Source organism: Pseudomonas sp. NMI542_15 (assembly GCF_021283425.1).
Classification (GTDB): domain Bacteria; phylum Pseudomonadota; class Gammaproteobacteria; order Pseudomonadales; family Pseudomonadaceae; genus Aquipseudomonas; species Aquipseudomonas fortuita.
The window spans coordinates 84,614-95,222 of the sequence record NZ_JAJSRO010000025.1 but is presented as its reverse complement, the minus strand read 5'-3'; the positions used below and the strand labels follow the sequence as shown (position 1 = coordinate 95,222).

The following is a 10,609-nucleotide window of genomic DNA, read 5'->3' as shown; positions in this document are numbered from 1 at the left end:
AACACCAAAATATCCTGTTCCAGGCCCTGGATTGCCGCGCTCGGGTTGCCCTGCTTCTTCAGCGCCGCCACATCGCTGCCCAGGCTCTTGAGCTGCCCGTCCAGCGTGCCGCCATCCACCTGCGCGGCCTTCAGCGCGGCAACCTGCTCGTTCAGGCCCTTCAACTGGGCATCCAGCTTGCCGCCATCAACCTGCCCTGAACGCAACGCGGCCAGCTCGCCATTCACCAGCTTCAACTGCGCCTGCAGCTGGCTTTGCAGCTCGGTCACAGCCTTCTGCTGTTCACGGGTATCGGCCAGCACCTGCTCCAGGCGCTTACCCAGGTCGCCGGTCTGCCCGGCTACGCCTTGCTGCAACTGGCGCAACTGCAGCTTCAGCGCCTCGCTGCTGGTATTAACACCGGACTCGCTGGCCTCTACCTTGCCACTGATCGCCTGCAAGCGCCCGGCTGCTTCTTCACTGATGCGGGCAAAGCTCTCCTGGGTCGCCACCAGTTGCTGCTCCATCAGCGAGATCTGCTGGAAGCTCCACCAGCCCAGGCCCGCCAACGCGATGAACGAAGCGCAAAGCAGCGCCCACAACGGCCCCGTGCTGGCACCACGGGCGGCTTTCTGCCGGCTGCGCACCACGTGCGCCGGTATCAGTTCGTCATCATCAACGGTGCCCGCCCGCAAGGTAGGCACATCATCGTAGTCATCGTGAGCATGGTTACGCATGGATACATTCAACCGCGGTAGTCGCACAGAGGCACGAGTATAAACCGCAAGCGCGGCGCATTGATGACCATTGTCAGCCAGACGGCCTCACTGCGCAGGCGGCAAATGCTTCCACCAGCCGCAGAATTCATCCAGTGCCGTCCACAGGCTGACCTTGGGCTGGTAGTCCAGGTACTGCCGGGCGCGGCTGATATCCAGGGTGAAGTCACGGCTCATGACCTGCATCCCCAGGCGCGACAAGGTCGGTTGCGGGCGCCCCGGCCACAACATGCAAGCGGCCTCATTCAGCGCGGCCAGGCTATAGGCCAGGCCGTAGGAGCGGTAGCGGGTCACCTGTGGCAGTTGCATCTGGCGCATCACGTAGTTGACCACGTCCCACAGCGGCAGCGGCTGGCCGTTGCTGATGTTGTAGGCCTGGCCCAGCGCACGCTCGTCGGCGAACAACGCGCTGAGCAGTGCTTCGTTGAGGTTGTGCACGCTGGTGAAATCGACTTTGTTCAAACCGTTGCCGATGATCGCCATGCGGCCTTTGCGCTGCATCTGCATCAGCCGCGGAAAAATGCTGGCATCGCCGGCACCGGTGACAAAGCGCGGGCGCAGCGCCAGTACTTCGAGGCCGAACTCCTGGGCCCCGAACACTTTTTGCTCGGCCAGGTGCTTGGTTTGCCCATAATGGTCGTGAAAACGGCGCGGCACTTGCTCTTCACGGATGTCCAGGCGCGAACGGCCATTGAAATAGATCGAAGGCGACGACAGGTGCACCAGGCGCCGCACATGTTCCTTCAGGCAGCCCTCGACCACGTTTTCGGTGACGACCACATTGCCTTGGTAGAAGTCCTGGTAGCGCCCCCAGTTGCCCACTGCGCCGGCGCAGTGCACCACCGCCTCGATGCCTTGGCACAGGCGGCGGGCCAACTCGGGGTCGCCCAGGTCGCCAGGGATGAACTGGGCGCCGCGCTTGACCAGGTGCTCGACCCCTTCGGCGCGGCGGCCGCTGACCCGCACGTCCAGGCCCTGCTCCAGGGCGAAGCGCGCAAAGCGCCCGCCAATGAAGCCACTCGCGCCGGTGACCAGAATTCGCATGTAAGACTCCGTCTTGCCAGATTTCAGATGCAACTGACGCCAGCCGTGGCTACAAGGGCACCAGCCATTGCCGTGCGGTGTGCCGCAGGTGGTCGGTCAGTTGCGCGAGCAATTGCCCGCCATTGCGCCAATGATGCCAGTACAGCGGCACGTCGATGGGGGTATCGCTGCAGATTTCCACCAACTGCCCGTTGGCCAGTTGCTCACGGGCCTGCAATTCGGGCACCAGCCCCCAGCCCAGCCCGGCCTCGGTCATGCGCAGGAAGCCTTCGGATGACGGGCACAGGTGGTGCAGGAAACCATCCTCGATGCCCAGTGAGGCCAGATAGCGATGCTGTAGGAAATCATCCGGGCCGTACACGATCGCCGGGGTGCGGGCCAGGCGGCTGGCGACAAAGCCTTGGGGGAAATGCCGCGCCATGAACCCGGGGCTGGCCAATGCCCGGTAGCGCATGGCCCCCAGCAGCAGGCTGCGCGCCCCGGCTACCGGGCGTTCACTGCCACACAGGCAGGCCGCCACTTCGCCAGCACGCATGCGCTTCAGGCCCACTTCCTGGTCTTCTACGACCAGGTCGGTCAATACGTTCTGCTGCGCACAGAAGTTGCCCACCGCACCGGCCCACCAGGTGGCCAGGCTATCGGCGTTGAGCGCAATGCGCAGGCGTTCCGGCATGCCCTCCTCGTCCAGCGCCGGCACCTGGCGCTGCAAGTCTCGTTCAAGCAGGCGCACCTGCTGCACATGGTTGAGCAACTGGCGACCGACTTCGGTTGGGCTGGGCGGCGCGGCACGTACCAGCACGGGCTGCCCGACCCGCGCTTCGAGCAGCTTGATGCGCTGGGAGATGGCCGACTGCGACAAGCCCAGCACTTGCGCGGCACGCTCGAAACCACCCTGTTCGATCACCGCCGCCAGGGCGGCCAGCAACTTGTAGTCGAACATCGATTTTCCTAATGACGGATCAGCTTTATTTGTTTTTCTTATACAGCGCAACCCACCACAATGGCCAGCATCTTTAAGGTTCCTTTTATGGAGAGCACGCCATGTGGCAAAGCTATCTCAACGGCATGCTGGTGGCCTTCGGCCTTATCATGGCCATTGGCGCACAGAACGCCTTCGTCCTCGCCCAGAGCCTGCGCCGTGAGCACCACTTGCCGGTAGCAGCATTGTGCATCGTCTGCGATGCCCTCCTGGTGGCTGCCGGGGTATTCGGCCTGGCCACGGTGCTGGCCCACAACCCGACCTTGCTGGCGGTGGCGCGTTGGGGCGGCGCCGTGTTCCTGGTCTGGTACGGCGCCAAGGCGCTGCGCAGCGCCTGTTCCAGCCAGAGCCTGAAGCATCAGCAGGGCCAGGGCGTACGCTCGCGCCGTGCCGTGCTGCTCAGTGCCCTGGCGGTGACGCTGCTGAACCCGCACGTCTACCTCGATACGGTGTTGCTGATCGGTTCGCTGGGCGCCCAGCAGACTGAGCCTGGCGCCTATGTGGCCGGGGCGGCCAGTGCCTCGCTGCTGTGGTTCTCGACCCTGGCGATTGGCGCGGCCTGGCTGGCACCGTGGCTGGCACGGCCGGCGACCTGGCGCATGCTCGACCTCATGGTGGCGGTGATGATGTTCGCAGTGGCGGCGCAACTGATCTTTTCCTGAACAGACACCACCGGTCGGTATCGTGTAACCGCTCTGGAACCTCTATTCCCTATCTTTGTTGCGTGGTTATGCGCCGGGGCTGGTGCTATGATCGGCCCCTTGCGTCGCAAAGAGTACAAACTCGCCGACGCTCATAGGGCCGCCCGTGATCGGCCCTGCGCAAACCGCGAACTAGACCTGAATCAGGAGATCCACCATGGCTTTTGAATTGCCGCCGCTGCCGTACGCCCACGATGCCCTGCAGCCGCACATCTCCAAGGAAACCCTGGAGTTTCACCACGACAAGCACCACAACACCTATGTCGTGAACCTGAACAACCTGGTCCCAGGCACCGAATTCGAAGGCAAGACCCTGGAAGAGATCGTCAAGAGCTCTTCGGGCGGCATCTTCAACAACGCCGCTCAGGTCTGGAACCACACCTTCTACTGGAACTGCCTGTCGCCAAACGGCGGCGGCCAGCCTACCGGTGCCCTGGCTGAGGCCATCAACACCGCTTTCGGTTCCTTCGACAAGTTCAAGGAAGAGTTCACCAAGACTTCGGTTGGCACCTTCGGTTCCGGCTGGGGCTGGCTGGTGAAGAAAGCTGACGGTTCCCTGGCCCTGGCCAGCACCATCGGCGCCGGCTGCCCGCTGACCAGCGGCGACACCCCGCTGCTGACCTGCGACGTCTGGGAACACGCCTACTACATCGACTACCGCAACCTGCGTCCGAAGTACGTCGAGGCGTTCTGGAACCTGGTCAACTGGGCCTTCGTTGCCGAGCAGTTCGAAGGCAAGACCTTCAAGGCCTGAGTCATCCAGCCTTGATCAAAAAACCCGGCCATGTGCCGGGTTTTTTTGTGCCTGAATCAGACGCGAAGAGGCCTGCACGGTTTTGCTTGCTCAGCCTGCATAGCGCGCTAACATCAAACCTCTGGAAGATTGACGCAGCGCACTCAAGTTGCGGGGTCAGGCAACCGATACACTGCTCATGATCGGCCGATAGTGTATCGTCATCGTTGATGGCAAAATGATGCCATGCGCATGGATTAAGGAAACCCCATTGAAGCTGGAATTGCGGAACAGCTTGTCGGTCAAGTTGCTCAGGGTCGTGCTGCTGTCGGCGTTGGCGGTTGGCGTCGTGCTCAGCTGTGCGCAAATTGTCTACGACACCTACAAGACCCGCCAGGCCGTGAACAACGATGCCCAGCGTATCCTCGACATGTTCCGCGACCCCTCCACCCAGGCGGTATACAGCCTCGACCGCGAAATGGGCATGCAGGTGATGGAAGGCCTGTTCCAGGACGAATCGGTGCGCATGGCGTCCATCGGCCACCCCAACGAAACCATGCTGGCCGAAAAGTCCCGCCCGCTGCAGGACATGCCCATGCGCTGGCTGACCGACCCGATCCTCGGCCAGGAACGCACCTACACCACGCAACTGGTTGGCCGCGGCCCCTATAGCGAATACTACGGCGACCTGAGCATTACCCTCGACACCTCGTCCTACGGCGAAGACTTCCTGATCAACGCGGTGATCATCTTCATTTCCGGCGTACTGCGGGCCTTGGCCATGGGCCTGGTGTTGTACCTGGTCTACCACTGGCTGCTGACCAAACCGCTGTCCAAGATCATCGAGCACCTCACCCAGATCAACCCCGACCGCCCGAGCCAGCACCAGATCCCGCTGCTCAAGGGCCACGAGAAGAACGAACTGGGTCTCTGGGTCAACACGGCCAACCAGTTGCTGGCGTCGATCGAGCGCAACACTCACCTACGCCATGAAGCCGAAAACAGCCTGCAGCGCATGGCCCAGTACGATTTCCTCACAGGCCTGCCCAACCGCCAGCAACTGCAGCAGCAACTGGACAAGATCCTCGTCGATGGCGGTCGCCTGCAACACCGTGTGGCAGTGTTGTGCGTGGGCCTGGACGATTTCAAGGGCATCAACGAACAGTTCAGCTACCAAGTTGGTGACCAACTGCTACTGGCCTTGGCCGACCGCCTGCGCGCCCACAGCGGCCGCCTGGGCGCCCTGGCGCGGCTGGGTGGTGACCAGTTTGCCTTGGTACAGGCCAATATCGAGCAGCCCTACGAGGCGGCCGAACTGGCGCAGAGCATCCTCGACGACCTGGAAGTGCCGTTCGACCTCGACCACCACCAGCAGATCCGTCTGCGCGCCACCATCGGCATCACCCTGTTCCCCGAAGACGGCGACAGCACCGAGAAGCTGCTGCAGAAAGCCGAACAGACCATGACCCTGGCCAAGGCCCGTTCGCGCAACCGCTACCAGTTCTACATTGCCAGCGTCGACAGCGAGATGCGCCGCCGCCGCGAGCTGGAAAAGGACCTGCGCGAAGCCCTTCCGCGCAACCAGCTGTACCTTGTGTACCAACCACAGATCAGCTACCGCGACCACCGTGTGGTCGGCGTCGAGGCGCTGCTGCGCTGGCAGCATCCAGAGCTGGGCATGGTGCCACCGGACCAGTTCATTCCGCTGGCCGAACAGAACGGCAGCATCATCAGCATTGGCGAATGGGTACTGGACCAGGCTTGCCGGCAACTGCGCGAATGGCACGACCAGGGCTTCAGCGAGCTGCGCATGGCGGTCAACCTGTCCACCGTGCAGCTGCACCACAGTGAACTGCCACGGGTGGTCAACAACCTGCTGCAGGCCTACCGTCTGCCGCCACGCAGCCTGGAGCTGGAAGTCACCGAAACCGGCCTGATGGAAGACATCAGCACTGCCGCCCAGCACCTGCTGAGCCTGCGCCGCTCCGGGGCGCTGATTGCCATCGACGACTTCGGCACCGGCTATTCGTCGCTCAGCTACCTGAAATCGCTGCCGCTGGACAAGATCAAGATCGACAAGAGCTTCGTCCAGGACCTGCTGGACGACGATGACGACGCCACCATCGTTCGCGCCATCATCCAGCTGGGCAAGAGCCTGGGCATGCAGGTGATCGCCGAAGGCGTGGAAACCGCCGAACAGGAAACCTACATCATTGCCCAAGGCTGCCACGAGGGCCAGGGCTATCACTACAGCAAGCCGCTGTCAGCCCGTGAACTGACCCACTTCCTCAAGCAGGCGCAGCGCAATCAGGTTTCGATGCTCTGAGCTGGCAGGCCTGGTTACAGGCTGTGACCCGCATTTACATGAATTGCGCGCCCGCCCCTTTACAGCAAATGCAAATCTTTCGCATGATGTTGCGCTTTCGCGTGCCACGGCGCACGGCCCACCCCTTGGTCCAACCACACGACGCAGGAAAACCAACAATGATTCGAATGCCTCTGGCCTCCGCCAGTCTGCTGGCCATTGCCATCGCTCTCGCCGGTTGCGGTGAAGGCAAGGACGACAAAGCCGCCGCGCCGCAAGCTCAGGCACCTGCCGCCGCCAGCACCACCGCTGCTGCGCCTGGGGCTGTTGACGAAGCCGCCGGCAAAGCCGTGGTCAAGCACTACGCCGAAATGGTCTACGCCGTGTACAGCGACTCGCTGAGCACCGCCAAGACCCTGCAGAGCGCAGTCGATGCGTTCCTGGCCAAGCCCAACGACGAAACCCTGAAAGCCGCCAAGCAAGCCTGGGTCGCCGCGCGCGTACCGTACCTGCAGACCGAGGCCTTCCGCTTCGGTAACACCATCATCGACGACTGGGAAGGCCAGGTGAACGCCTGGCCGCTGGACGAAGGCCTGATCGACTACGTCGACAAGAGCTACGAGCACGCCCTGGGCAACCCGGCTGCTGGTGCCAACATCATCGCCAACACCGAGATCCAGGTAGGCGAAGAGAAGGTCGACGTCAAGGACATTACCCCTGAAAAACTGGCCAGCCTGAACGAGCTGGCTGGCTCCGAGGCCAACGTTGCCACCGGCTATCACGCCATCGAGTTCCTGCTCTGGGGCCAGGACCTGAACGGTACCGGTCCAGGCGCTGGCAACCGCCCGGCGTCCGACTACCTGGAAGGCCAAGGCGCTACCGGTGGCCACAACGACCGCCGCCGTACCTACCTGAAAGCGGTCACCGACCTGCTGGTCACCGACCTCGAAGAGATGGTCGGCAACTGGGCACCGAACGTGGCCGACAACTACCGCGCCAAGCTGGAAGCCGAGCCTGTCAACGACGGCCTGCGCAAGATGCTGTTCGGCATGGGCAGCCTGTCGCTGGGTGAACTGGCGGGTGAGCGCATGAAGGTTTCGCTGGAAGCCAACTCGCCGGAAGACGAGCAGGACTGCTTCAGCGACAACACTCACTACTCGCACTTCTACGACGCCAAGGGCATCCGCAATGTCTACCTGGGCGAGTACACCCGCCCGGACGGCACCAAGGTCAGCGGCCCGAGCCTGTCGTCGCTGGTGGCCAAAGCCGATCCTGCTGCCGACGCCACCCTGAAGGCCGACCTGGAAGCCACTGAAGCCAAGATCCAGGTGATGGTCGACCACGCCCTTAAAGGCGAGCACTACGACCAGTTGATTGCAGCTGACAATGCTGCCGGCAACCAGATCGTGCGTGATGCCATCGCGGCCCTGGTCAAACAGACCGGCTCGATTGAACAGGCCGCTGGCAAGCTGGGCATTGCCAATCTGAACCCGGACACTGCGGACCACGAGTTCTGATCCTGTTGTAGCGCCTCATCGCAAACGCCCGGCCTAGTGCCGGGCGTTTTCATTTGTAGGCCTGGTAAAGCGCTTCCTGCTGCCTGAGGTACACGCAAGTGCCCATCCTGTAGCCCTTCAAGCAACCCAAACAGGAGGCAAAGTGCTGCAGATTCTTGATGTCTGGGGCGAAGGCCGAATCGTCCAGCGTGTAAATGGGAGGAACCTTGTTACCGGATTCACCCATGCCTACAACCTGAACAAGGCGGGCCAGCTCATCTCCAACGGGCCGTTTACGGGTAGGCATATTCCCAACCTGATTGTCGTATACGAATACGATGCTCCGGACTTTCCCCTCGACGATCACGCAGTCCCTCACGTAACGCTGATGGGCGCTCCGATCACCCACCATGTGGCCGAGGAAATCTGCCGGGTCGTTGCTCGCCCCGGCAAGGTTTACCTGTACGACCCCAACGAAACCGACCGCAAAATGTTCGAGGCCGTTGCCTTCGCCCAGGGGCTGCAGCCAATGGGCCGCTTCGTGCCCGCTGAACTCGCGCCCCCTTTCAACGAGATCACCCTGCTCGCAGCCTACGTCTACCGCACCCCGACGGCCCCGTTGCCACGCCCGGAAATCCAACACTAGAAGGAAACGCCAAATGGCCAGCCTCACCTACCTGCACTCCATCGCCAACAACACGCCCTATACCCTGACCCTGATCGACGGTGAAAACCGCAGCCAGAGCCTGGCAATAGGCGCCCAGCAAGCATGGAATGGCTCGCTCGCCGTACCCTGGATCGGCAAATCGAGTGAAAACCACAAGGCCTTGCGCTTGATCCTCGGCCCGAATGCCGAGACCAACATCTGGGTATTTCAGGATTACTGGCAGCCCGCGCACAAGGATGCAATCAAGTGCCTCACCGCCTCATCCATGGAGTACGCCAGCGAAGAAGTCATCGAGGTCCCAGGCGACAACCGTGATGGCGGTAGCAAGAACCTGATCATCAGCCTGGTCAACAGAGAGTTCAAACTGTTGATGGCCTGAGCCCCCTCGGCAGCGACGATTTCATCAAGCAAACGCAAATTGCTCTTATTCAATGATCCTGGGCCTGCTAAGCTTGCACGCCGGTTTTTCGCTCACGCCCAGGATCCTTGATGTCCTCGTCGCTGTTCCGACTCTCTCCTCTGCTGCTGGCCTTTGCCCTCGCCGCCTGTGACGACGCCCCGCGTTTCACCCAGGCCGAGCCTGGCGAAGCATTGTCGGCCGGCAAGGCGACCGTGCAGCGCGCTGACCGCAACGCCTATTCCCTGCCTTCGGCCAACCTCTCGCCCGAGCGCCGCGTGGACTTCGCCGTGGGCAACAGTTTCTTCCGCAACCCCTGGGTCATCGCGCCGTCCACCACCACCGCCCGCGACGGGCTGGGCCCGCTGTTCAACACCAATGCCTGCCAGAACTGCCATGTTCGCGATGGCCGTGGCCACCCGCCATCGCCGGGTGACAGCAACGCGGTGGGCATGCTGGTACGCCTGTCGATCCCCGACCAGCCCTACCTGGCCAAAGTGATCGAGCGCCTCGGCGTGGTACCGGAGCCGGTGTACGGCACCCAGCTGCAGGACATGGCCATCCCCGGCGTGGCGCCTGAAGGCAAGGTGCGGGTCAGCTATACACAGCAAACCGTGTCGTTCAAGGACGGCCACCAGGTCGAACTGCGCAAACCTGCCCTGCAGATCACCCAGCTCGGCTATGGCGTGATGCACCCCGACACGCGGTTTTCGGCGCGGGTCGCCCCGCCCATGATCGGCCTGGGCCTGCTCGAAGCCATTCCCGAAGCCGACCTGCTGGCCAACGAAGACCCGGACGACCGCAACCACGATGGCATCCGCGGGCGGGCCAACCGGGTGTGGGACGATGCCCAGGGCAAGACCGTGATCGGCCGCTTCGGCTGGAAAGCCGGTCAGCCCAACGTCAACCAGCAGAACGTGCATGCCTTTGCCGGTGACATGGGCCTGACCAGCACCCTGCAGCCACACGATGATTGCACCCCGGCCCAGGCCGACTGCCTGGCCGCCCCCAACGGCGACGGCGCCAACGGCGAGAAAGAAGTCAGCGACAACATCCTGCGCCTGGTCACCTTCTACACCCGCAACCTGGCCGTGCCGGCCCGCCGCGATGTGGGCGCGCCGCAGGTGCTGGCGGGCAAGAACCTGTTCTACCAGGCTGGCTGCCAGGGTTGCCACACACCGCAGTTCACCACGGCTGCCGAGACTACCGAACCAGAACTGGCCAACCAGGTCATCCGCCCCTACAGCGACCTGTTGCTGCATGACATGGGCCCAGGCCTGGCCGACGAACGCACCGAATTCGCCGCCAACGGCCAAGACTGGCGTACCGCGCCACTGTGGGGCATCGGGCTGAGCGAAACAGTGGCAGGCCACAGCCAGTTCCTGCATGACGGCCGCGCCCGCAACCTGCTTGAAGCCGTGCTCTGGCATGGTGGTGAAGCCGAGGCGGCACGCAACTTCGTACTCACTTTCAATGCCGAGCAACGCACTGCGTTGCTGGCGTTCCTGAACTCACTTTAAAACGCGCTAAGG

General features: G+C 62.7%; 10 protein-coding genes. 7 read left to right on the top strand and 3 right to left on the bottom strand.

The genetic code is table 11. The features are described from left to right. The 3 genes from LU684_RS26045 to LU684_RS26035 form a co-directional block, all read right to left on the bottom strand. The coding region (locus tag LU684_RS26045; RefSeq protein ID WP_232895205.1) for an ATPase at positions 1-716 on the bottom strand (716 nt) is incomplete at its 3' end. Between the two features lie 87 nt (positions 717-803). Further along, positions 804-1,799, bottom strand: a complete 996-nt coding sequence (locus LU684_RS26040) for an NAD-dependent epimerase/dehydratase family protein (RefSeq protein ID WP_016488916.1) — start codon at positions 1,797-1,799, stop codon at positions 804-806. Between the two features lie 49 nt (positions 1,800-1,848). Beyond that, a complete protein-coding gene (locus LU684_RS26035; protein WP_016488917.1) occupies positions 1,849-2,739 on the bottom strand; it encodes a LysR family transcriptional regulator ArgP in 891 nt (296 codons plus the stop codon). Positions 2,740-2,840: 101 nt separating this feature from the next. On the opposite strand from LU684_RS26035, the gene LU684_RS26030 reads away from it, so the two are divergent. The 7 genes from LU684_RS26030 (at position 2,841) to LU684_RS26000 (ending at position 10,597) form a co-directional block, all read left to right on the top strand. Next, positions 2,841-3,440 (top strand): LysE/ArgO family amino acid transporter, encoded by a 600-nt coding sequence (locus tag LU684_RS26030; RefSeq protein ID WP_016488918.1) that lies wholly within the window; start codon positions 2,841-2,843, stop codon positions 3,438-3,440. A gap of 196 nt (positions 3,441-3,636) precedes the next feature. Further along, the gene (locus tag LU684_RS26025) at positions 3,637-4,233 is read left to right on the top strand and encodes a superoxide dismutase (RefSeq protein ID WP_016488919.1); all 597 of its coding nucleotides are present in this window, start codon (positions 3,637-3,639) and stop codon (positions 4,231-4,233) included. A gap of 250 nt (positions 4,234-4,483) precedes the next feature. Continuing rightward, positions 4,484-6,538 carry a putative bifunctional diguanylate cyclase/phosphodiesterase gene (locus LU684_RS26020; RefSeq protein WP_016488920.1) on the top strand — a complete coding sequence of 685 codons (2,055 nt, stop codon included), beginning with the start codon at positions 4,484-4,486 and terminating at the stop codon, positions 6,536-6,538. A 158-nt stretch (positions 6,539-6,696) separates the two neighbouring features. After that, the gene (locus tag LU684_RS26015; protein WP_016488921.1) at positions 6,697-8,034 is read left to right on the top strand and encodes an imelysin family protein; all 1,338 of its coding nucleotides are present in this window, start codon (positions 6,697-6,699) and stop codon (positions 8,032-8,034) included. Between the two features lie 142 nt (positions 8,035-8,176). Next, on the top strand, positions 8,177-8,659 hold the full coding sequence (locus tag LU684_RS26010; protein ID WP_024717456.1) for a hypothetical protein: 483 nt from the start codon (positions 8,177-8,179) through the stop codon (positions 8,657-8,659). A 13-nt stretch (positions 8,660-8,672) separates the two neighbouring features. Then, positions 8,673-9,059 carry a hypothetical protein gene (locus tag LU684_RS26005; RefSeq protein ID WP_016488924.1) on the top strand — a complete coding sequence of 129 codons (387 nt, stop codon included), beginning with the start codon at positions 8,673-8,675 and terminating at the stop codon, positions 9,057-9,059. A 110-nt stretch (positions 9,060-9,169) separates the two neighbouring features. Then, positions 9,170-10,597 carry a di-heme oxidoreductase family protein gene (locus LU684_RS26000; RefSeq protein WP_232895204.1) on the top strand — a complete coding sequence of 476 codons (1,428 nt, stop codon included), beginning with the start codon at positions 9,170-9,172 and terminating at the stop codon, positions 10,595-10,597. The last annotated feature ends 12 nt before the right edge of the window (positions 10,598-10,609 follow it).